Below are 24,829 nucleotides of genomic sequence, written 5' to 3' on the forward strand. Positions count from 1 at the left end.
TTTAAAGGAATACTGAGTTATTAGCTTTGTCCAATTAAAACTGATCTTGTGAGCGAATTATTGATAGCATCATTAAAGCAAGGTGACCACTTTGCCATGGAACAGATTTTTAATCTGTATTGGGAAGCCATATTTGATGCAGCTTTTAAGAAAATAGGCGACGAAAATGTGGCTCAGGACATTACCCAGGAAATCTTCATTTCGCTGTGGGAAAACCGTGAACAGGTCATCATATCTGGTGGCCTTGCAGCCTATCTACATGGGGCTGTAAAATTCAAAGTAATCAACCATTTTCGGAATACGACAGTTAAAGATGGACACAAAGCCGAACTAGCGACTTTAATGAACCAACAATATGCGGATTCAGCGGACGACCTGCTGATCCTAAAAGATGCGCAGCAAAAAGTTGAAGAAGCGTTGATGCAGCTTCCCGAACGTATGCGACTGGTCGTCACCATGAGCCGCAAGCAAGAAAAATCAATCAAGGAAATTGCGAGCGAGCTGAATGTCTCCGTACAAACTGTCAAGAATCAAATTACCTCGGCCATGAAACTGCTCAAAAAAAGCCTCTCTTAGGCAGTTCCTCCATTTTTTTGAGTGTTAACAATAAATTAATATACTCCTAATATTTTCGACTAGTACCAATTCCCATTTGAAGTGACATGTATTCAAATGATGGAAGAAAAAGCAAAGCAGCTACTGCAAAAATATTTAAATGGAGAGGCCAGCGCCGCCGAGATTAAACAAGTCGAAGTTTGGTACGCCCAACTGGATAACGCATCAAAAAAAATTCCGCAGGAACGCAAGGCAGCACTGCGCGAACAATTATTGGCCAATATCCAGTCCGGTATTTCAGAAAAGGAAAATAAACGACCTTCCCTGCTGTATTCACCTGTATTCAAAATAGCGGCCGCTATTTTAATGATTGCTTCTATAGGACTTCTTTATTGGAAAGTAAATAATCAACCTATCGCACCATCTTCGCAGGTCGTCACGACAACCCTTGCAGGTGAACATAAAAAGATTGTATTGGCAGATGGTTCGGAAATTATCATGGAACCATCTTCAAAAATCAGCTATCCAAGTAAATTCAGGGGAAATATCCGTGAAATAGCACTTACTGAAGGGGAAGCTTTCTTTGATATTGCCCACGACGAGCAACACCCATTTCAGGTACAGCTTGCATCCAAGCTAGCGGTTAAAGTATTGGGTACCTCCTTTCGGATAAAAGCCTATCAGGCTTCCGACCAAGTCGAAGTCACTGTTGCTACCGGTAAGGTTGCGGTACAGCAACAAGATAAAATCTTGGGTATATTAACCAAAAACCAGAGTTTACGTTACAGCAAAGAAACCGCACAATCTTCGCGTAGCGTAGTAGAAAAAAATACCGCTGTCGCCATAGCGTTTGATGGAACAAACCTCCAAGAGGTCGCAAAAAAACTGGAATATATCTACAACATTGAAATTATCTTAAAGGATACATCGCTTAGGTCTCTAAAAACAACAGCCACATTCAATAGCACACAAAATCCAGCAGAAATACTGGATATTATCTGCAGCCTACATCACCTTAAGTACAGTACGATTGAAAAGGATAAAGTATTTAAAATCCACAAATAATGTCTAAAAATTTACCTAAAACATCTTAGTCACCATGCGTAATTCATTACCTAATTATTACAAAAAAATGAAAACACCTGCATTCAAGAGAGAATTCTCTTTTTACCGGATCATGAAGTATCCCTGCATCGCATTTTCGATTACTTCAGTATTCTGCAGTTCATTGATGGCCTCCCCAAGCATGGCCCAACGTTTGGACAAAAGCAGCGTAAACATCAAAATAAGCAAGGGCGAAAAACTCGATGTGATTCTCCACAAAATCGAGAGTCTTTCGGGCCTTCATTTTGTGTACAATCCCGATCTATTGCAAGAACGGAACACAGTCTTAAGCGGCAGCTTTAAAACTGAACCCGTTCGCGCGCTCTTGAATAAGCTTGGAATCAATGCAGTGGAAAAAGAGGACTATGTGATCCTGAACACGCAAGCAAACATCAAGGCAGACCGAATCGTTACCGGTTTTGTAAGAGATACAACAGGGGCTGCAATTGCGGGTGTTTCTGTAAAAGTAGTGGGTACGCAGGTTGGGACCACAACAGATATAAAAGGTGCATTCCGTATCGAAGCAGGACCGCAAGCCGTACTTTCCTTTTCGATGGTCGGATTCCATTCCAAGGAAGTCGCAGTTGGCGAAAATGAAGTTATTAATGTAACGCTAAGCGAAGAGCGTTCGACCTTATCAGAAGTTGTTGTAGTGGGATATGGAACCCAGAAAAAAGAAACATTAACAGGTGCTGTCAGCTTGGTATCACTTGACAAATTATCGTCTAGATCTGTCAACAGTGTTGGCGAAGTATTGGCCGGTAAATCACCAGGTGTTATTGTTACGAATGAAGGTGGTGACCCAACTGCAACGCCACGTATCAATATCAGAGGCGCCGGTGGTATCAATGGCGAAAGTGTACTCTACGTTATTGACGGTTCAATTTTCCTAGGCACCCCACAGCTCAATCCAAACGATATCGAATCCATTTCGGTCCTTAAAGACGCATCGGCAGCGATCTATGGAGCGAGAGCTTCCGGTGGTGTGGTATTGATCACCACTAAAAAAGGAAAAAAAGGACAGATGCAAATTAGCGTTGATGCCAAGTTAGGTCAACAAAGTGCATGGCGAAAATTACAGCCTTTAAATGCCGAACAACGTGCACAAGTAGCTGCAACAGCCGCTAAAAATGGTGGAACAACTATCCTACCTGCTTTTGATTCGACCAAATACCCAGAAGGTTTAGTCACCAAAACAAACTGGATGGATGAAGTTTTTAGAAACGCGACACTACAGGATTACAATGCTGCAATTAATGGTGGTAGCGAAAAGTCTAACTTTTACCTGAGTTTTAATTACCGCAACGCCGAGGGTATTGTATTGAATACCAAAACCAAGCGCTATAATTTCCGTATAAATTCAGAACATCAACTTACCCCTTGGTTGAAAGTTGGTGAAAACTTATCCTATAGCAGTACCAATGGGAATGGTGCCAATACCAGCAGTGACTATACAGGAGCCCTACTTTCCGCCATTTATTATCCAACCAATGGGACCCCTTACAATGCAGATGGAAGTTTTGCTGGTCTACCGGGTCCATTCCCTGGCGATTACGGTGATATCATTAACCCCGTTGCCGAACTGATGCGCATCGACATCAACAATCCGGTCAATGTCCTTGTTGTCAATCCTTATGCTAGCATCCAATTGGCAAAAGGCTTAACATTCAGATCTAATTTAAGTATTACTAAATCGAATGCTCGATTTAAAAGCTTTACACCAAGACGTCCTGAAATAGGTAAACCGGTTCTGAGCAATAGTCTAGTTGAACGAGCTGATGATGCAAATGATATCCTTGCAGAACAAGTTTTAAATTACAAAACTTCTTTCGACAAGCATCAACTTGACCTAACTGGTGGTTATACCTTTCAAAAAACAAAGAACACCTATCTATATACTTCCGGAGCAGGTTTTGACGATGAGTCCAAACAATACCGTTATTTAACAAATGCGAATACCATTCAACCTTCGGAAAGTGGCTATGCTTCAACAGCAATATCATCGCTATTCTTAAGAGCAAACTACAGTTATAACGACAAGTATTTACTATCGTTAATTGGTAGACGCGATGGTTCATCCATGTTGACAAAAGAAAATAGATTTAAAAACTACGCTTCTGCTTCTGCAGGATGGGTAATCAGTAAAGAAGAGTTTTTAAAATCAGCAACCTGGTTAGATCAATTAAAATTACGCGGTAGCTATGGTATTTTAGGAAATCTCGGTAGTTTGTCAGCTGCAGCTGTCAACCCGCTACTAGCATCGACACAAAGTTATTTCGGCCAAACACCGACCTTACAAAAAGGATACGTACAAACGATTTTGGCCAACAAGAACCTCACTTGGGCAGAAAGTAAGCAGACCAATATAGGTGTAGATTTGGGAATTTTCAACCATTTTAACTTAGTCGCCGATTACTTTATTAAGGAAACAAATAAAATGATCCTGACCAGATCACTGCCAGGTACAGCAGGTTTAAATAGTCAAACGATCAACGCGGGTTTAGTCAAAGACAGAGGAATTGAGCTGGGATTAACGTACAATAGTTCAAAAAATTCCGACTTTACTTATTCCATCAACGCAACCTTAACCAAATTAAATAACAAGGTTGAAGAATTAGCACCGGGCTTGAACACCATTGCCGTAGGTACTAATTTCAGAAATGAATTGGCTCCGCTCTCTATTACCGTCGGTCAACCGCTCTACAGCTACTATGTGCTCAAAACAGATGGTATCTTCCAGAGTCAGGCCGAAGCTGATAATTACAAAAACGCCAATGGACAAAAAATTCAGCCGAATGCAAAAGCGGGCGATTTCAAATTTGTAGACATCGATGGCAATGGTTCAATCGGACCTGAAGATCGTTATTTTGCGGGCAGTGCATACCCGGATTTCTCCTATGGATTGAGCTTTAATGCGAATTATAAGGATTTTGATTTCAATATTTTTGCTCAGGGCGTTCAAGGCAACAAGCTTTTCAACGCTATCAAAAGAACAACGTATAGTGCGAGTGGACCTTCTTACAATAAGTTAACGGGCATTTTGGACGCCTGGTCTCCAGAAAATCCAAACGGTAAAGTGCCGATCATCTCCACTTCAGATGCAAATGGCAATCTCAATGCGTCCGATTTTTACATCGAAAATGGTTCCTACCTCCGCATTCGTAACGTTACATTAGGCTATACCTTACCAAAATCAATTGCAAACAAATTTAAGATGGGCAACGTACGCGTTTATGCAACGGCCAACAACCTATTTACCATTACGAAATATACAGGTTTTGACCCAGAAATTGGAATGGATAACAATGGTCTCGACGTGGGACGTTACCCACAAGCCCGAAGCTTTATTGTTGGTTTAAATGTCAATTTTTAATCTAAAAAAAGCCGATGATTTATACTCATCAGCCATAAAAAAAATAAAACGATGAAAACGAATATAAAATACCTTGCAATAGCAGCAGTAGCACTTTTTGCATCGTGCAATAAACAGTTAGATATAACACCAGAGGGTTCTCCCTCCGCACAGAATTTCTGGAAAACGGAACAAGATGCGATCAAAGCAGAAGCCGGGATGTACGAAAAGTACAATGAAGAGGATTATTACGGTCGCGGGATGTTTTGGTTTATTAATGCCAGTGACGACATGGTGACAGGACGTAACAAGCCCGAAGCCGACAATATTAAAAACTTCAACCGCAATTACATCGGTGGTGGTTATACAGAATCTCAATGGAGCATGCGTTATGCGATTATAAAGAGGGCCAACGATATTATTATCAATGTTCCCAATATAAGCATGGATGAAGCGCGAAAAAAACAGATCATTGGCGATGCCTATTTCAATGCAGGTCTGGTTTATTTTCAATTAGCGGCAAACTATGGTAACGACAAGGCGGGTGTGCCTATTGTTACGCCTGAAACAGATGCTTCTGTTCCTGTAGCTAGAGCCAACAACGTTAACGAAAACTACGATTATATCATTTCACTACTATTAAAAGCGGCCGACAACCTTCCTTATTTTTCTGAGATGAAGGATACCGATTATGGTAAAGCGCACAAAACAGCTGCATGGGCCTATTTATCAAAAGTATATCTGTACAAAAAAGATTATACCAATGCTGCGAAGTACGCGGATATGGTGATCAGTTCGGGCAAACATGATTTATTGACCAATTTTGTGGATGTGTTTAAGGCGGCTAACAACTGGTCCAAAGAATATATTTGGTCGGTGGTCTGTACGCCAAATGGTGGTGGTACTGGCTGGGGCAGCAAACTTCCAGGTGTTATGCTTACCAATAAAGCTTGGGGAATCTACAACGGCTGGGGCTACTATCTACCGACAAAAGAACTTTACGATTCTTTTGAAACAGGTGACTTGCGTCGTGAAGCAACAATCTTGAAACCAGGGGATAAATTCCAGTTTTTTGGCGAAGAACGTACATTTACAAAAGACGGTGGTGCGACTTCGAACTACCAGTTCAAAAAGTATATGGAACCATTTTCATACGCCAACCCTATTCCAACACACGTTAATCCAAATGGCGACAACGGAACAACAGACCTCAATGTACCATTGATGCGTTATGCCGAAGTATTATTGATTAAAGCTGAGGCCGCCATTAATTTAAATGGGGCTGGAGCCGGTGATACTGAATTAAATAAAATTAGGAAGAGAGCTGGTTTAATAGCAAAAAGCGGAATGACTCTTGTAGACCTAAAACGCGAGCGCCGCAATGAGCTTGCTGGTGAATGGGCAGACCGTCACCGTGATTTGGTCAGATGGGGCGATGCGCAAGCTACCTATGCCAAACCTTTACACGATTTCGATGGTGCTGTAATTTGGCCGGCTAGAAATTTCAATCCGCAAGTACATGATGTTTGGGCAGTTCCACAACGCGAGATCAACAACAGTTCCGGCGTCATTAAACAAAATGCAGGATGGTAAAAAACAATAAATTAATGTGGCTGCTATTTGCCGGCCTAAGCATTCAGTCAGTTTCTGCACAACAGAAACTGACTGCCAATGCAGGTCACAGCCACAATGATTACAAACAGCAAATCCCGCTGTTGGAGGCTTACTATGCTGGAATGGGCTCTATCGAAGCGGACGTCTTCTATCGCAATGGAGAGCTTTACGTCGCCCATGAAAGCAGCGAAATCAAACCAGGGAAGACGTTAAAAAAACTTTACATCGACCCTTTAATTGCTTTCTTTAAGGAGAACGGCAATAAACCTTATGCCAAACCTGAGCAGACCTTGCAGCTCGTGATTGATATCAAAGAAAATTACGAACAGGTATTGTCTAAATTGTTGGCCGATTTGAAGGGCAACGAATCTATATTCGACCAGCAGAAAAATCCTTCCGCCATTAAAATTGTCGTCAGCGGTGAAATCCCGCCGCCGGAAAAGTTCGACAATTATCCATCGATGATTTATTTTGATGGCCGGCCGGAAAAAGATTATACGCCGGCACAGCTCAAACATATTGGGATGATCAGTCAGGATATTAAGCAGTATTCTGTCTGGAATGGCAAAGGGACACCTACTCCACCCGACCTTGAAAAGATGAAATCTGTGATAGACAAAGCGCATAAATTGGGGAAAACCTTTCGTTTCTGGGCAACCAAAGACAGTCCCAATAGTTGGAAAGAACTTGGTCACATGGGGGTAGACTGGATCAATACAGACCATCCTACTGCGCTTAAGAATTTCTATTTAAACAACGCTAAAGTCGAATACGAAAATCCAAAGGCCTACGTTCCCTATCAGCCAACCTATAAAAATGATGGTGCAACGAGCAAGGTTAAGAACGTTATTTTACTTATTGGTGATGGAATGGGCTTGGCTCAAATACAAGCGGGTTTAAGTGCCAATTTTGGTCAGTCCAATATCATCAATATGAAACATATTGGTCTTTCACGCACCGAAGCATCCAATTCGGATTTTACCGACTCCGCTGCGGGCGGGACAGCTTTGGCTACTGGACATAAAACCAATAACCGTTACATTGGCGTGGATGCAGACGGTAAATTGTTGAGCGCTATTCCTGATACACTTGCTCAACACGGGATCAAAAGCGGTATAATCAGTGCGGGAGATATTACAGATGCCACTCCGGCTGCATTTTACGCACATCAGATCGATCGGACCATGTCACAGGAAATTGCGGCAGATTTCAAAAATAGCCATGTGGATATCTTAGTTGGATCCCGTCGCGAAAGCTTCCTCAACAACAAGGATAACACGCTGATGAAGCAACTGACCGAAAAAGGGTATCAGCTTCAGCAAAATTTAGGTGATTTTGAAAAAGCGACATCAGGCAAACAGCTCGTACTCCTGGCGGATTCTGCGACACGAAGAATACTCGATGGACGGGGAGAAATGCTAAAAACTTCCCTCTCAAAAACGATTGAGCTTTTGTCTAAAAATAAAAATGGCTTCTTTATCATGGCCGAGGGTGCACAAATTGACTATGGAGCCCATGCCAACGATCTTCCCTATGTTGTTACCGAACAACATGACTTTGATCGGCTTGTCGGGGAAGCCCTAAAATTTGCGGACCAAGATGGTGAAACACTCGTCATTGTCACTGCAGATCACGAAACTGGCGGACTTTCCCTGTTGGATGCCAATTATAAAAAGGGAACTGTTAGGGGCAATTTCAGTAGCGATGACCATACCAATATTATGGTACCTGTCTTTGCTTATGGACCAGGTGCGCAAAATTTTATTGGCATCTACAACAATACAGCAGTTTTTAAAAAGATTATCCAGGCCTTTAACTTGAAATAATCGCGTTAAAGCTTCATACTAAACAAAGACCCTTCGTTTAAATACGAGGGGTTTTCACTTTTTTACAGACGACATTTTATCCTTCACAGCCACTTCAAAACCCAATTTAAGGATCGATATTCGATTTTTTGCCTATCTTGTAAGTCAAAAAACAGAACAACCTTTATGATACCATCAATCAAGCGACTACTGATTCTGTCATTATTGCTATTCAGTATTTCGGCCAAAATATTTGCACAAACTTCTGAAAAAGCCTCATGGTTTAAAGATGCCCGCTTTGGCATGTTCATTCATTGGGGGCTGTACAGTGCAGCTGAAGGCATGTGGAAGGGCGAACCTTTGCGTTATATGAATAACTATGCCGAGTGGTTAAGATATCGCAACCGCGTCTCCAAAGAAGAATACGGTACCTTGGCAAAACGTTTCGACTGGAGTAAAATAGATCCTGAGCAATGGGTTCTTCTAGCAAAAGAGGCTGGGATGAAATATATCATCATCACCGCCAAACATCATGATGGTGTTGCCCTTTGGGACACAAAAGTTGGTCATTATAGCCTCCCAAAATTGAGTGGTTCCAATCGGGATGTCATCAAAGATATCGCAGAGGCTTGTAGAAAGCACGGCATGAAATTAGGTTTTTACTATTCCCATTGGATTGACTGGGAACATCCATACGGCTGGAATCATCAACAGGAGCTGTCGGGACATGTTACCGATGCCCAATACAATCAATATTGGCAGGAGAAAGTTATCCCTCAACTTCGCGAACTGATGACCAACTATGGCGACATTGCCTTGATATGGTTCGACATGTGGATCCCTTATCAAAAGTCGATCATAAAAAAAGAACAATTACTGCAAGTTGTCAAACTGATCCGTGAACTACAGCCTAATTGCTTGATTAATTCACGTCTAGGTCTTCCTACGGATGCGGAGAACGTGGATTTTGAGACATTAGGAGATAACCAATTTGGCAGCAATTACATTAACCATCCATGGGAAACCCCTGGGACGATTGCCCATTCATGGGGTTACAACGGTCAGGAGAATGAATGGAAATCAACCAGTCAAATTTTCCAATCGTTGATCTCCAATGTAAGTCTCAACGGGGGCTTCACCTTAAATATCGGGCCACGTGCCAATGGAACAGTTCCCTACGAAAGTGTCAGTCGTCTGCACGAAGTCGGAGATTGGCTAAACAGTTATGGAGAGGGCATCTATGGCAGCACCGGCCTTGATCTAAAAAACAACCATTTCGATTGGGGTTACCTCACGACCAAAAAAGAAGGGCAAAAAACAGTCGTATATGCGCACGTCTTTAATTGGCCCTTAGATCATACACTTCGGATTACAGGAATCAAATCGACCCCAGAACAGGTTTCCCTGATGAACGGAAGTGTATCTACGGCGCTAAAATTTGATCAAAGTCTCAGTCTAATCCATATCCAATTACCTGACGCGCAACCTGATCATTATGTTTCAGAAGTTAAATTGACTTTTAACAGCCCGCTAGAATTGGACAAAAATACAATCCCGGAATCAACCTTTGGTGGCTTTTCGTTGAAATCAACCAATAGCCTCAACCAAGGACTCAAAATTGTACGCTATAACGGCAAAAATCCAACGCATGCGATCCTGACGGGTGATACGAAGATCGATTGGGAGGTAACCATCCCTGAAGCAGGCGTCTACTCACTCGATTTTTCAGCACATAATCCCAATAAACAAAACAGTGTTTTTGAAGTCAGTACTGCCAATCAGCGGTTGCAAGGAAGTTTTGCTCCTACAAACAAAATGGTGGTCGAGCCCAATGAAAACAACTACACAGAAGAATTTGTCGAAAACCGCATCGGCAAATTTAAATTCGATAAGCCCGGAAAATATATCGTAACCTTTAAAAGTAAAGAACTACAGCCACTTTGGTTTAACTGGATTTGGCTCGAAAAAATGAAGAATTAAACATACGTTCCTCGGTACAGAACATGTAAAACACCAGCAGGCAGATTACTATGCCTACATAACAATCTGCTTGCTAGCAATTTATACAAAAAGTTACATATTTTATTATTTATTTATTATTTTGGGGTAAAAGTTACCAATTTTGCAAATAGGGGCTGATAGGCCACTTATGCTTATAAATGAGAAAATTAACCCTAAACATTGTTAGATAATGCATCTGCAACGGGACTCTTTATCTGTGCTTTCTGACCAAACTGTAAATACAAGGTTGGAGGGATTAATCACGACCACCGATGATGGCACTATTCTACTGTTTAACAAACGCGCACAAGAGCTTTTAGACCTCGAAAGTACGGCAACCACCAACAAACTACATGATTTAATTACATTTTACTCAGCAGATGATCTTTCGGAACTATCGCCTACAGAAACGCCATTTTTTAGTGCTCTTTCCAAAAACCAAAACCAAAATGAAATTATCCTAGGAAGAAAAAAGGATCAAGAGTTTAGATGGTATCAATTCAATGTTCATCTTACTATAGAAGACAATAAAAAAGGTCTTTCAATCTCATTTATTGATGTATCGAAATTGGTCAATAAAAATCGTGTCCTAGAAGATAAACAACACCAACTTCAATTGCTTGTTGCCTCATTGAATGATCTTGTATTCGAAGTAACCGATACTGGAGTATTTAAAAACTACTGGACCAACAATCCGGATCTATTGTTCTATACGCCAGAAGAATTTCTAAATAAGAGCCTCACGGAGCTTTTCCCACCTGATCTTGCAGTGCCCGCTCTTCAATTAATACAAAGTTCATTAAAATTGGACCGCGAACTTAAGATGGATTTTCAATCCAATTTAAAAGAGCACAAAGACAAATGGTACCGTTTACAGATAAAACCTATACATAGGGCGCTGAACCGGGTAGCCCTGGTTATTTCCGACATTACAAAACAAGTCGAGTCCAATGAAAAGAGTAAATTCAATGAACACAAATTTAATCAAGCATTTTATTTATCTGGTCTGGGAATCTCTTTGACAAGCCTCGAAGGTTACTGCATAGAATCCAATAACATGTTAACCAAAATTCTTGGTTATTCTCATGAAGAAATGTCGACAACCAAGTTTACTGATCGAACACACCCAGACGATATAGATAAAGATGTTGAACTTAGAGAAAAACTTGTCAGGGGCGAAATTGAAGCATTTACGCTTCAAAAACGCTATTTACATAAATTAGGACATTTTGTATGGTGTTCTGTAACGGTTGCGGCAGTTTTTGATAATGCCAATACCGCACAATTTCTGATCGTCCAGGTGCAGGATATTTCCGAATCAAAAAAGAATATAGAAATTCTAAAGAGGCAAAAGATTGAATCGGATCTAGTCAAAATAGATCTTGAAACCAAAATACGACAACTGGAAGAATTTGCTAACATCCTCGCTCATGATCTAAAGGGCCCACTCAGTAATATACAGATGCTTATTGACGAAATCAAGGTAACTGATGACGAAAAAATAAAAGCAGATTTTATGAACCTTCTGGATATTAGCAGTGACAACCTGACTGAAACATTACATGATTTGGGGGGTATACTTGATATCAAATCAAACAATTCACTGATTTACGAGCAATGTAATTTTCTCGATGTATTCAAAAAAGTGCAACAGCAATTTCTGGAAGAAATACAGCAAAAAAATGCGACTATTTCCATCGAATTCAATGTAAAAGATATTTATTATCCTAAGATTTACCTGGAAAGTATCTTAAGCAATCTCCTGAGTAATGCACTCCGATTTACGGCAAAAGATAGAGCCCCTAGGATCGAAATACATACGCATCTGGAACAAGAAGGAACCTTATTAACGGTTAAAGACAACGGGCTGGGTATTAACCTACCAAAATACAAATCTGAGCTGTTTATGTTCAAAAAGGTTTTTCACCGTGGATTTGAGACTAAAGGTGTCGGATTGTTTCTCATAAGATATCAGATCGAATCATTGGGCGGAAAGATCGATGTACAAAGTAAAATCGATTCGGGTAGTACCTTTTATGTCAAATTTTTAGAAAAAGCATATAAAAATCCGCTGATACAACTATAAAAAATAGCGTTCAATCCTGTTCGTAGAAAATAACTGCTAAGATCCTGGACAGCGTGATCTCACAAGTAAAAGAGTAAAAGAAAAACTGCGATGTCAATCAACGACAAAGATGAGGTTTATTGACACGATGAAAACATTATTAATCAAAAAGACCATGACTCCTGAAACTAAAAGAACGATCATTCTCATTGATGATAATGCCATTTTACGTACTATTTTCGGCCATATGCTACAGGGATTTACCGACTATGAGATTGACTTTCATTCCTTCAAAAATGCACTGGATGCATTGGATTTTTTGGATAACAATGACATCTGCCAGTCGCTGATGCCACCCATACTCTTTGTGGATATCAATATGCCATTTATGACTGGTTGGGAGTTAATGGATGTACTTGAAAATAGTACAGACTTCATCAAACGAACCAAGATTTTTATTGTCAGCTCCTCTACGAGCAAAAGCGATCAGGAGCAACTGGCTAATTATCCTTTTATAAGCGGTTTTATTCTGAAACCTTTTGGAAAAGAATCTATTTACGAGATTTTGAAAAAAATCGATTAAAAAAAAGCCCCCAAAACTTTATTACTTAATTATTGGAGGGCTTTTTATTTTGACAACTTATTGTTGTGGACAGCGGACAGCCACTGTCGTTATTCTTTTTGAGCGATTAAATCGCCTGACACTTGTCTGCCAACCAATTCTTTTCCTCAACCGTAAGATGAGTCGATAATTGATCAAATACCCACTGATTATAGTTATTTAGCCAGGCAATATGTTTCTTATCCAATAAGGATTTTTCGATTAAATCAGTTGCGATATAACATATTGTTAGTGTCTCAAAGTCCAGGAAGTCTCCAAATTCGGAAGATCCTGCTCTACGGGTCAACACGAGGTTCTCAATGCGAATACCATGTTTGCCGACGCGATACAATCCAGGCTCTATTGAAGTGATCATACCTGGTTCAACAGCAACATCTATTGCTGCTGCATTGAACACTTGTGGACCTTCGTGTACATTCAAGAAGAAACCGACACCATGTCCCGTACCATGCCCATAATTGCGTAATGTTTCCCACAATGGACGACGCGTAATTGCATCGATCTGATAGCCGCGCGTTCCAGTAGGGAAGATAGCCTGAGAGCCTTCTATTGTTCCCTTGAGCACAAGGGTATAATCCTCTTTTTCCTCCTGCGTAAGACCTCCAAGCGTTACCACTCTGGTAATATCCGTTGTCCCTGTAGTATATTGCCCCCCAGAATCGACCAATAGTAAACCTTTAGGCTCTAGTGTATAATTCGATTTTTCATTAGCCGAATAATGCGGCAGGGCACCGTGATCCAAATATCCCGCAATTGTCGTGAATGAGACGTCAACAAAGCCATCTTGACTTTCACGAAATCCACGTAATTTGTCAGCAATAGATAATTCAGAAAGCTCACCAGAGGAGACATTCTCTTCCAACCATTTGAAGAAACGAGTCAACGCTATACCGTCTTTTACAAACGTATGGCGGTTATTTTCAACTTCAACCTTATTCTTAATTGCTTTTAAACTCGTCGAAGGGTTTATTTTCTCAACAATTTTAACCCCTTTAGGTACGCTGTCGAAAACAGCAAAACAGGTGCGTTTGGGATCGATAAGAATAGATGCAACCTCCAATGTCGGAACTGTCTCAAAGAGATCCTCATAAGCTGCAATATCCACTCCGTAGCCCTTCAGTTCTTCAGTTGCCTGAGTTGTCAGCTTCGAAGGTTCGATATAAAGCGTTGCATTTTCTGCTGTAATTAATACAAATCCTAAAACAACAGGGTTACAAGGTACATCTTGACCACGGATGTTTAATAACCAGGCCAGGTCATCCAAAGATGAGATCAGATGAGCCTCCGTTCTATTCTTTTTCATCTCCGCGCGGACAGCTTCAATTTTAGAAACCGTTGACTGTCCCGTAATATTTTCGTCCAGCAGGTAGGCCTGTGCCTTAGGAAGTTCTGGTCGTCCTTCCCATAATGATGACAACAGGTCAACATGACCATCTACTTTAATCTCCAAAGGCTCCAAAGTATGCTGAACAGATTGAGCCACTAATAAAGAAGCGAGATTGCCGTCAAACGCAACTTTAGCACCAGCGCCCAACTGTTCGCCCAACCAATCTGCATACTCCGCTGCACCTTGCACTTTCAATTTCACCAATTCAAAGCCTGTTCCCGCCAATTGCTCTGCTGCTTGGACAAAATAACGAGAATCGGTCCAAAGGCCCGCAAAATCCTGCGTGATTGCCAAAGTACCTGCTGATCCGGTAAAACCCGATGCCCAGGCGATGCATTTATAACGTTCCGGTAGATATTCACTAATATGAGGATCTGATGATGGGATGATATATCCATCGATTCCCTGAGCCTTCATCGCCTCACGAATGGCAGCTAATTTTTCGATATGCTTCATGTCGTTTATACAATTTTACGCAAGTTAGGATTTTTTAGGGGCGAATGCCTAACTTTAAGCCAAATAAAACAAACGAAACACAGCGAACGCTTTTCCCTAAAATTGGCAGCGTTCCAGGAATTACAATACGTCCAATGGAATATCCATGAGTTCCAAACACGAATAAAAATAACCGTGCCAACAAGCTCATCGAAGATAAGCTGGATATACCATAGGACTATAAAAACATGATATATGAACCAATTTGTGCTAAGTGCCATTGCTTTTTCTGCCTACACGTTAACGACCGTTGCTACGCCAGTATATGCACAGGATCTTCGTAGTAAAATTCAGGATGCATTCACGCAATTTCAAAATCAGGAAAACCTCAGAAATGGTTTGAGCTCATTGACCGTTTTCGACGCAAAAACAGGCCAGACTGTATTCGCAGCAAATGAGAACGTCGGATTGGCGACCGCTTCCACCATGAAGGTCATCACTTCGGCTACGGCCTTGGACTTCCTGGGCAAGAATTTTCACTTCAAAACAACCCTGTATTATACAGGTGAAATCGACGAGAACGGAGTGTTAAACGGAAATATTATTGTGACAGGTACGGGGGATCCTACCCTCGGCAGCGCCCGCTACCCGGAGACTCAAGCAACAACGATACTGAACAAGTGGCTTACAGCAGTCCAGAATGCCGGTATTAAAAGTATAAATGGCGCAATCATCGCCGATGACCGGCTTTACAATGGCAACCAGCTTCCAGGGGGCTGGATCTGGACCGACATGGGCAATTACTATGGTGCTGGAATTTCTTCCCTCAATTGGTGTGAAAATGCCTTCGGCATAAATTTTCTGCCAAGCACTAAAGTCGGAGCTAAAGCTGAGATCGCCAATTACACAACGCCAGTTCCGTATCTGGAAATCATCAATGAAACAACCACGGGTAAATCGGGAAGCGGAGACAATGTGTACGCCTATGCCGCTCCCTATTCGACCAAGATATTTGTGCGCGGCACCTATGGACAGGACCTCAAGAAAACTATCGAGCTCTCTTCGCCAGACCCGGCCTATGATCTCGCTTATCAATTAAATGAAGTACTAAGTAACAACGGTATTACCGCCAGCGAACTACCAGCTACCGGGACCAAGATGGATTCAGTTGATATTTCAAAAAAACAGACCCTCGATATCCATTTATCTCCAACCTTAGACAAAATTGTCTACTGGTTTAACCAAAAGAGCATCAACCTTTACGGAGAGGCCTTGTTGAAAGCGATTGCTTATACAACAGCTGGTAAAACGGGCACCGAAGATGGCGCCTATTATATACAGAAATATTGGAATGCCAAATTAGGCATAAAATCCAGTGAACTCAATAGCATGGATGGCTCTGGTCTATCACCTCAAAATAGGGTGACCACATCTGCCATGAATAAGATTATGCAATATGCACAAAAACAAAGTTGGTACCCCGCCTTCTACGAAAGTCTTCCTACATATAACAATATGAAGATGAAAAGTGGAACAATTGGTGGCGTACTTGGTTATACAGGTGTACATACCAATAAAACAGGACAGTCATTTACCTATACTTTGCTGGTCAATAACTATTCTGGGTCTGCGTCCAATATGCGCCAGCAAATGTTTAAACTATTGGATGTGCTGAAGTAACATATTATTGTCTAATTATAATAAGATATTGGCAAATATTTCCAATTATCAAAAAGAATGATAGATTTGTAGCCTTAAATTAATAAAATCGTAATGAGTAACACTAATCGTAAACAGGCAGCGTTAAACTACCATGCAATGGGTAGACCTGGTAAAATAGCTGTTGTTCCGACCAAACCAACAAATTCGCAAAGAGACTTGTCATTAGCATATTCTCCGGGTGTAGCGGAGCCATGTTTGGCTATTGCTGAGAACAAAGAAGATGCTTATAAATATACCGCAAAAGGAAACCTTGTTGCTGTTATCAGTAATGGTACAGCAGTATTGGGCTTAGGCGATATCGGCGCCCAAGCTGGTAAACCAGTCATGGAAGGTAAAGGATTATTATTCAAAATTTTTGCCGACATTGATGTATTTGACATCGAAGTGGACACCAAAAATGTCGATGAGTTCGTCAACATCGTCAAAGCATTGGAACCTACTTTTGGCGGGATCAACCTGGAAGATATCAAAGCACCGGAATGTTTTGAAATCGAACGTCGTCTAAAAGAAGAAATGAACATCCCAGTGATGCACGATGACCAACATGGTACGGCAATCATTTCGGGTGCTGCATTGATCAATGCCTGTGAAATTATCGGAAAAGATATTTCTAAAGTGAAAATCGTCGTGAATGGCGCTGGCGCAGCTGCAATGTCATGTACTGCAATGTATATTTCAGTAGGTGCCCGCAAAGAAAATATTGTGATGCTGGACAGCAAAGGTGTTATCCGTACGGATAGAGAAAATCTGGATAGCATGAAAGCACAATATGCAACAGATCGCGATATCCGCACCCTGGCAGATGCTGTAAAAGATTCGGATGTATTTATTGGTCTATCGGCAGCGGATGTTATGTCGGCAGAGATGTTGTTATCGATGGCTCCAAACCCAATTGTATTGGCAATGGCAAATCCAAATCCGGAGATTGCTTACGATTTGGCAATGGCTACACGTAACGATATTATCATGGGTACAGGTCGATCAGACTATCCTAACCAGGTAAACAATGTATTGGGTTTCCCATACATCTTCCGGGGTGCTTTGGATGTACGTGCAACAGCAATCAACGAAGAAATGAAAATTGCGGCAGTGCATGCAATTGCAGATTTGGCGAAACAACCTGTTCCCGAAGAAGTAAATCAAGCCTATAACACCAGCAATTTAAAATTCTCGGAAGAATATATTATTCCAAAACCTACCGATCCGCGATTGATCACTGAAGTTTCCATGGCTGTTGCAAAAGCTGCCATCGCATCAGGTGTAGCACAGACCGTAATCGAAGACTGGGATCAATATAGCGACGCATTACGTAAACGTCTGGGTAAAGATGATGCGATTATGCGCAATTTAACCATGGCTGCTAAAAGAGATCCTAAACGTGTTGTTTTTGCAGAAGCAGACAATTACAAAACGTTGCGTGCGGCACAGATTGTTAAAGAAGAAGGCATTGCTATTCCAATTCTTTTGGGTAGAAAAGATAAAATCGAACGTCTAATCAAAGAATATGCTTTTGAACTGGATGGCCTTGAAATTATCGACCCGGTTGCTGAAGTAGATGGCGAAACGGAGCGCTCGAAGAAATTTATTGAGCATCTTTATAGCAAAAGACAACGTCGTGGTATTTCGAAATACGACGCCCGTAAGTTGATGTACGACCGTAACTATTTTGGTGCCTCTTTAGTGGAATTTGGCGAAGCTGATACCCTAATTTCCGGTATGACCAAAAATTATGCAAATACAATCCGTCCGGCATTGCATGTAATCGGTGCTAAGCCAGGCAGCCGTGTGGCAGGTATGTACATGATGTTAACCAAAAAAGGACCAATCTTCATGGGCGATACAACCGTAAATGAAGACCCTACAGCACAAGAATTGGCAGACATTACCCTGTTACTGGATAAAGCTGTGAAACGTATGAACATTCAGCCACGTATTGCATTACTATCTTACTCTAATTTTGGTTCAAGTGAAGGAAAAACGCCAACAAAAGTAAGAGCAGCAGCGCAGATTCTACACGATCAACATCCAGAGATTATTGCTGATGGTGATTTACAAGCAAACTTCGCCTTAAACAGCGAAATGTTGACCGCAAACTTCCCGTTCAGCTGCTTGAATGGAAAATCGGCGAATACACTTGTATTCCCTAATTTGGAGTCTGGAAATATCGCTTATAAATTATTGCAAGAAGTTGGTGAAGCTGAGGCAGTAGGTCCAATCCTTCTGGGTATGAACAAACCTATTCACGTATTGCAACTGGATAGCTCTGTGCGCGAAATCGTCAATATGGTTACCATTGCCGTAGTAGATGTACAAGCACATCTTAAAAATTTATAGAATAGCTTAAAATCTTCCTATATTCGTATACTATGTACGAATATTTCATTGGAAAATTAGCATATAAAGCCCCCACTCATGTTGTTATCGATGTGAGTGGGATTGGTTATTATGTCCACATCTCGCTCTATACCTTCTCCCAAATCAAGGATCAGGAAAACTGTAAATTATTTATTTCACTTCAAGTTCGGGAAGACTCACACACGCTTTATGGCTTTGCAACAGAAGGCGAGAAAAAATTATTCGAAAATTTGATCTCTGTTTCTGGTATTGGCCCCAATACAGGCCGTATGATCCTATCGTCAAACACACCCGATGAGATCCAGTCTGCCATCGTCAATGGCCAGGTTGTCCTCATTCAAAAGATTAAAGGAATTGGCCCTAAGACAGCACAACGTCTTATACTGGAACTTCAGGATAAATTAAAAAAACAGGGCTTCGAAGCTTTGGCATCACCTATCCAATCCCAATCAGTTCCGGACGAAGCATTGTCAGCACTAGTGATGCTCGGATTCAACAAAGTCGCGGCAGAGAAGGTGTTAAATACCATTTTAAAGACCGAAAGCAATCTTTCCGTAGAGGATATGATCAAATTAGCATTGAAACGACTTTAATGCATAAACATTTGCTGAACATATCCGATATTAATCATTAGATGACGGATACGTGCTATTCATGCTGTAACGTAAAAGATATAAAGGAACCTTCGGGTTCCTTTGTCATTTCCCGAACCTCAGTTTTGCAATACTTCGCGCCCTATTAACAGTGCTTCAAATTTGAAACATCAAAAAGATATTGCTATAAATAATAAGGAGCTGATAGGGACTTTATAGGGACCTCATTCGGACCTTATTCGGATAAAGCCCTATCAGCTCCGTTGAATGTACCTATAAACTAAGCATTAAAAACGGATCAAAAATGACATCATTCAGAAGAAGTTATAAGGTCGTTATCTTCCCTTCACGTGATCGAAATAATCTGTACAACGAAAGAAGGTTTAGTGATAAAGCATCAGCTCACAGGAGATACGAACATTTAAAAAGGCATAAATTTTTTTACCTAAATTTGGATACTATTCCCCGAAGTAAAATATCCCCTTTAACAGACTAAACAAACGATTGATCTAACCCAAACACGTTATTATCCAAACTACTTCTAAGTGCCCAAAAATACGTTCAACAGTGTTTTCATACCCTATTTGTTACATTTCCTCTTTGCTAAAACGTATTTATTCACCTATTTTTAGAACTTCTTATTTCAGTTATAATCTCACGCATGAAGAAACTATTTTCACTTGCGCTGGCTCTAAGTATAGGAGCAGCAGTATTTGCGCAAGAAAAGAAAGATGCTACCTTGAACATTGTGCCCTTACCGCAACAGGTTCAAATTAAAAATGGTACATTTAAAATCAACGCTAACACCAAAATCGCCTTTGATAGCGAAGAGGACAAAAAAGTTGCAACGCTGTTTCAGGATTTCCTAAAAAGCAACTACAGTCTCAATTTATCCCTAGTGAAATCAGCGAGCAGCAATACGATCTATTTCTCCTCCAAAAACGCAAAATCCACTAATGCTGAAGCGTATGAACTTAACATAAGTTCAGACCGCGCAACTATTAGCGGAAAAGCTGCCGGTCTATTTTATGGTATGCAATCGTTGATCCAGTTGCTACCTGTGGATAAAAAGGCCAGCATAGAAATTCAACAAGCTTCAATCCAGGATGAACCTCGCTTTGCTTACCGTGGATTACATCTCGATGTTGGCCGTCATTTCTTTCCAGTAGAGTTTGTAAAAAAATACATTGATATTCTGGCGTCTTACAAATTGAATACGTTTCATTGGCATTTGACAGACGACCAAGGCTGGCGTATCGAAATCAAATCACATCCAAAATTGACTCAGATTGGCGGTTACCGCAAGCAAACACTACTGGGTAACTACAAGACAGATGGTGATTATGATAACACACCTTATGGCGGTTTCTATACCCAAGACCAAATCAAAGAAGTGGTTGCTTATGCTAAAGCTAAATATGTAACGGTTATACCCGAAATCGAAATGCCTGGGCATGCGTTAGCAGCACTTTCGGCTTATCCAGAATTGGGCTGTGGTGATAAGCCAGGACCTTACACGGCTGCGCAGACTTGGGGGGTCTTTGACGATGTTTTCTGTGCTGGAAAAGAAGAAACATTCAAGTTGTTGGAAGATGTCATTGATGAAGTCATTCCCCTATTCCCGAGTGAATATATCCACATCGGCGGTGATGAATGTCCAAAAACAAAATGGAAAACATGTCCATTTTGTCAAAAAAGAATCAAAGATAACAACCTCAAAGATGAACACGAGTTACAGAGCTATTTTATCCAACGTATGGAAAAATATATCAATAGCAAAGGTAAACGTATCATTGGATGGGATGAGATCTTGGAGGGTGGTTTAGCGCCTAATGCGACTGTCATGAGCTGGAGAGGCGATCAAGGTGCGATTGATGCAGCCAATCAAGGTCACGATGTGATCATAACGGCAAACAGCTATGGTCTATATTTTGATCACAAACAAGGTCCTGATCAAAACAGAGAACCTTTAAGTATCGGCGGACTTTCCACATTGAGCAAAGTATATTCGTCAGACCCAATGCCTAGCAAAATTGCTGAAAACAACAAGAAACACGTTCTAGGTGTACAAGCAAATATTTGGACAGAGTATATTGGATCATCCAATAAAGTCGAATTTACAGTGTTACCGCGCGTTTTAGCGCTTTCTGAAATTGCCTGGACACAGCCAGAGAAAAAGAATTGGAAAAATTTCTCAGAACAGCGTGCAGCAAATCAGCTGGCTAAACTTGACCAAACCAATACATTCTATCGTGTACCGGAAGTATATGGCATAACAGATACCACCGTATATGCTTCGGAATATACGATCAGAGGCTTGAAACCATCTGTTGAAGGGGCCAAAATTTATTACACATTGGACAACTACGATCCTTCAGAATTGGATTTAGAATATACAGGTCCAGTGAAAATTACGGTTCCTAATAGTAAGGAACGTGTTTTCAAAGCCGTTGTTGTAACGCCTTCCGGCAAAAGAAGCAACTACATTCGGGTGAATATTATCAACACCAAGAAATAATAACATTTGCCTGATAAGAAAGCGCTAATATTCTGTTAACTTTGAACAGCGTATTAGCGCTTTTTCATTTCATGCAGGTTGGAACTCAATATGCCGTGAAGCTTTCCGGACAGGCAAAACATGCTTGGCAATTGTAATCCTGATAGCAAATGCATGATTATTTTTTTTACATAGATTTTTATGGCAGAGGATTTACAAATAGCTAAAGGTAGCAAAGAAGAACAATATCAAAATTTACTTCCTCAAATTGAGGGACTTTTGCAAGGCGAGCCGAATCAAATTGCCAATTTGGCTAACATCGCTGCTGCACTGAAAGAACAATTCAATTTTTTCTGGGTTGGTTTCTATCTTGTTGATGGAGACGAGCTCGTGTTAGGCCCTTTTCAGGGACCCGTTGCATGCACGCGTATCAAGAAAGGTCGTGGTGTATGCGGGGGTGCTTGGGCACAGGAAAAAACATTGATTGTTCCTGATGTGGAGCAATTTCCGGGACACATTGCCTGTAGTTCGCTCTCGCGGTCCGAAATCGTGCTACCCGTTTTTAAACAGGGACAGATTATCGGTGTGCTGGACGTTGACAGTAGTGAATTAAATAGTTTTGATGAAGTCGATGAGAAATACCTTACGCAGGTATTACAGCTTTTAGACGGCGAATAAGTAAGCTCCACAAAAAAGAGTGAAATAGCGTTAGTATCGGCCTAGATTTGAAAAACGAACCGTATACTTACGCTATTTTTTTACATTTCAAGCTATCGACACCTGTTAATAAAAAAAACATCCGATCGATACCTAAAAACCAAATCCTACCTGTAAAGTAAAACGGTGCAGATCATATTTTTTATCCATTTGTGTTGTTCCATACCCTATGCTAGTGTCTGGCAAACTTGCTGAGGGTCGCGTATAAGTATCCTTTCGGCTATAGTGCTGATACCGATATCCTGTTGCCAAAGACCAATATTTCGCTGAATTCTTAAATTTAAAGCGCCAACCCAGCTGTGGATTTACCAACGAGCCACCCTGATATTCATATTTTAAATTGCTCTCGACTAGATTTTTATTCAAGAAAGCAAAACTATAGCCTAAATCCAATCCTGCAAAAAAACTACGTTTTCTGTCAGGGAATTCCACATAATTTACTTTGGCTGAGAGTGGTAAAAACCATTTTGATCCTTCATTGTTTACAGCATACCTATCCACCCCTGTATTTAAACCCAGAGCGATATTTTCATGGAGCTGCACCCCATGCAATGTATGTAAGCCAAATCCAGATTCCAGAAAAGCAGGGCCATAAGTAATAACCGAAAATTCATTATGATTTGTATATTTTTTTGTTTGGGCATCAACAGTTAAATACCCGAGAAGAGCCAAAATGGCAATCGAAAGTCTTTTCATATCAGAATAATGAAGCTCTTGAAATAGTGTCTTAATTGGGTCTAATAACAGGAATAATGCTCAATTCCTTCAATTTGGCCTTATTGCTATAATCATATTGATGTACACCTTTTTCTCCAACAATAATTAGCGATTTTGGTCCAGCGATAACATCCATACTCATCAGGTTTTTGTGAGTTTCTAAAAGCTTATTACCTATTTGACTAACATCACTGGCATCGAATGACTTCAACCCAAATTTTCCATCACAGATATACAGCGTGTGGTCCGATAGCGCCAGTCCGTAAGGATTCTCCAAAGTGAAGCTATGTTTCAGCATCGGTTTCGTCAGATCTTGGATATCGATAACTTCCAACAAATTTTGCTGCCCCCCACATACCACGCCTGCACGTAAGGTTACAAAGGCATATTTCTCATTGACAACGACAGGATCACAGGCACGAATATGTGTATAACGCGACAGCTCTACGGGAGCTGATGCCGTCGTGATATCATAAATCACCATACCTGTATTGGAGCCGATAAACAGGTTGTTTTTAAAGGGAAAAATTGTTTCGATGCCAGGACCTATTTTGATATCCTTTACATAGGCAGGTTTACTCGCATTCTGCACGTCAAAAAGGTGCAACGTCGTTTGGTCCACGGCATATAGATGTTTATTGGCAATGGTAAATCGCGCCATGGATCCGCCCTGTCCCGAGCCCGAATTGGTCTCGTTATAGAGAGGTTCTTTTCGGTCATAAGGTGAATATTTATCTTTTTGGCTATAGCTTACCAGGCTATCTCGGTATCCTGTAATGATGCGATCGGCAGTATTATTCAAGTAATCCATTTGAAGCAACATCTTAAACACATCCTTATTTCGTGTCAATAATTTTGGAGATGCAGGATTTTCGAGATCGAAGGTCAACAGATCTGTAAAACTATCCGCATACAGCTTTCCATCTAGAACCGCAAGATCCACATTGCCGGGAATACTTAAGAATGCCATCGCCACGGGTTTTGACGGATCAACATTATTAAAGATATGAACTCCTTTCCGTGGCTCATTTATAAACAAGTAATCTTGATAAATATAAATCTTTCCGGTTTGAACAATTGTCGTAGGGCTGCTTACGGGATTAGCTTTAGCTCGTATACTTTCCATTGTTTCGAATATGGGCACGCTAGCTAGATACATTCCTTTACTTTCGATTTTATCACAGCTCGAAAGCGCTATACAGCCTAATAGGATAAGCCAAATTCTTTTCATAAAATATAACTATAAGGTCAATTAAATTTATAATTACCATAGTTAACGATATAATTA

General features: G+C 40.8%; 16 protein-coding genes. 13 read left to right on the forward strand and 3 right to left on the reverse strand.

The genetic code is table 11. The features are described 5' to 3' along the window. Window positions 1-48 precede the first annotated feature (48 nt). The 8 genes from B3H30_RS18255 to B3H30_RS18290 all read left to right on the forward strand — a co-directional run bounded on the left by B3H30_RS18255 (window position 49) and on the right by B3H30_RS18290 (window position 13,079). Window positions 49-576: an RNA polymerase sigma-70 factor gene (locus tag B3H30_RS18255; protein ID WP_112373850.1), complete on the forward strand. Its 528-nt coding sequence runs from the start codon at window positions 49-51 to the stop codon at window positions 574-576. A gap of 96 nt (window positions 577-672) precedes the next feature. Then, a complete protein-coding gene (locus tag B3H30_RS18260) occupies window positions 673-1,620 on the forward strand; it encodes a FecR family protein (RefSeq protein WP_182983327.1) in 948 nt (315 codons plus the stop codon). Between the two features lie 67 nt (window positions 1,621-1,687). Continuing rightward, entirely contained in the window at window positions 1,688-5,032 is a 3,345-nt protein-coding gene (locus B3H30_RS18265; protein ID WP_286834758.1) for a SusC/RagA family TonB-linked outer membrane protein, read from the forward strand. 51 nt (window positions 5,033-5,083) lie between these two features. Next, the gene (locus B3H30_RS18270) at window positions 5,084-6,604 is read left to right on the forward strand and encodes a RagB/SusD family nutrient uptake outer membrane protein (protein WP_182983328.1); all 1,521 of its coding nucleotides are present in this window, start codon (window positions 5,084-5,086) and stop codon (window positions 6,602-6,604) included. Beyond that, entirely contained in the window at window positions 6,598-8,451 is a 1,854-nt protein-coding gene (locus B3H30_RS18275) for an alkaline phosphatase (protein ID WP_112373852.1), read from the forward strand. Before B3H30_RS18270 ends, B3H30_RS18275 begins: the two co-directional genes overlap by 7 nt. A gap of 165 nt (window positions 8,452-8,616) precedes the next feature. Continuing rightward, a complete protein-coding gene (locus B3H30_RS18280; protein ID WP_239468797.1) occupies window positions 8,617-10,410 on the forward strand; it encodes an alpha-L-fucosidase in 1,794 nt (597 codons plus the stop codon). A gap of 211 nt (window positions 10,411-10,621) precedes the next feature. Then, window positions 10,622-12,517: a sensor histidine kinase gene (locus B3H30_RS18285; RefSeq protein ID WP_286775371.1), complete on the forward strand. Its 1,896-nt coding sequence runs from the start codon at window positions 10,622-10,624 to the stop codon at window positions 12,515-12,517. Window positions 12,518-12,644: 127 nt separating this feature from the next. Further along, window positions 12,645-13,079, forward strand: a complete 435-nt coding sequence (locus B3H30_RS18290) for a response regulator (RefSeq protein ID WP_159332726.1) — start codon at window positions 12,645-12,647, stop codon at window positions 13,077-13,079. Between the two features lie 106 nt (window positions 13,080-13,185). On the opposite strand, the gene B3H30_RS18295 is transcribed toward B3H30_RS18290, so the two are convergent. Further along, complete coding sequence (locus B3H30_RS18295; protein ID WP_115047148.1) at window positions 13,186-14,961, reverse strand: aminopeptidase P family protein; 1,776 nt, start codon at window positions 14,959-14,961, stop codon at window positions 13,186-13,188. A 234-nt stretch (window positions 14,962-15,195) separates the two neighbouring features. Here B3H30_RS18295 and dacB point away from each other — a divergent pair, with 234 nt between their 5' ends. The 5 genes from dacB to B3H30_RS18320 all read left to right on the forward strand — a co-directional run bounded on the left by dacB (window position 15,196) and on the right by B3H30_RS18320 (window position 22,785). Continuing rightward, entirely contained in the window at window positions 15,196-16,620 is a 1,425-nt protein-coding gene (gene dacB, locus B3H30_RS18300; RefSeq protein WP_083295836.1) for a D-alanyl-D-alanine carboxypeptidase/D-alanyl-D-alanine endopeptidase, read from the forward strand. Between the two features lie 93 nt (window positions 16,621-16,713). Continuing rightward, window positions 16,714-18,996: an NADP-dependent malic enzyme gene (locus B3H30_RS18305; protein WP_115047144.1), complete on the forward strand. Its 2,283-nt coding sequence runs from the start codon at window positions 16,714-16,716 to the stop codon at window positions 18,994-18,996. A 32-nt stretch (window positions 18,997-19,028) separates the two neighbouring features. Further along, entirely contained in the window at window positions 19,029-19,610 is a 582-nt protein-coding gene (ruvA, locus tag B3H30_RS18310; RefSeq protein WP_115047142.1) for a Holliday junction branch migration protein RuvA, read from the forward strand. A 661-nt stretch (window positions 19,611-20,271) separates the two neighbouring features. Further along, window positions 20,272-22,128, forward strand: a complete 1,857-nt coding sequence (locus B3H30_RS18315) for a beta-N-acetylhexosaminidase (RefSeq protein WP_286709378.1) — start codon at window positions 20,272-20,274, stop codon at window positions 22,126-22,128. A 180-nt stretch (window positions 22,129-22,308) separates the two neighbouring features. Further along, window positions 22,309-22,785, forward strand: coding sequence for a GAF domain-containing protein (locus tag B3H30_RS18320; protein WP_286709377.1), 477 nt, complete (start codon window positions 22,309-22,311; stop codon window positions 22,783-22,785). A gap of 132 nt (window positions 22,786-22,917) precedes the next feature. Here B3H30_RS18320 and B3H30_RS18325 read toward each other — a convergent pair whose 3' ends face one another. Next, on the reverse strand, window positions 22,918-23,520 hold the full coding sequence (locus B3H30_RS18325) for a hypothetical protein (protein WP_286834759.1): 603 nt from the start codon (window positions 23,518-23,520) through the stop codon (window positions 22,918-22,920). 31 nt (window positions 23,521-23,551) lie between these two features. Further along, complete coding sequence (locus tag B3H30_RS18330; RefSeq protein WP_286709375.1) at window positions 23,552-24,772, reverse strand: LVIVD repeat-containing protein; 1,221 nt, start codon at window positions 24,770-24,772, stop codon at window positions 23,552-23,554. Window positions 24,773-24,829 lie beyond the last annotated feature (57 nt).

It is taken from the genome of Sphingobacterium sp. UBA7038 (assembly GCF_002494055.1).
Classification (GTDB): Bacteria; Bacteroidota; Bacteroidia; order Sphingobacteriales; family Sphingobacteriaceae; genus Sphingobacterium; species Sphingobacterium multivorum.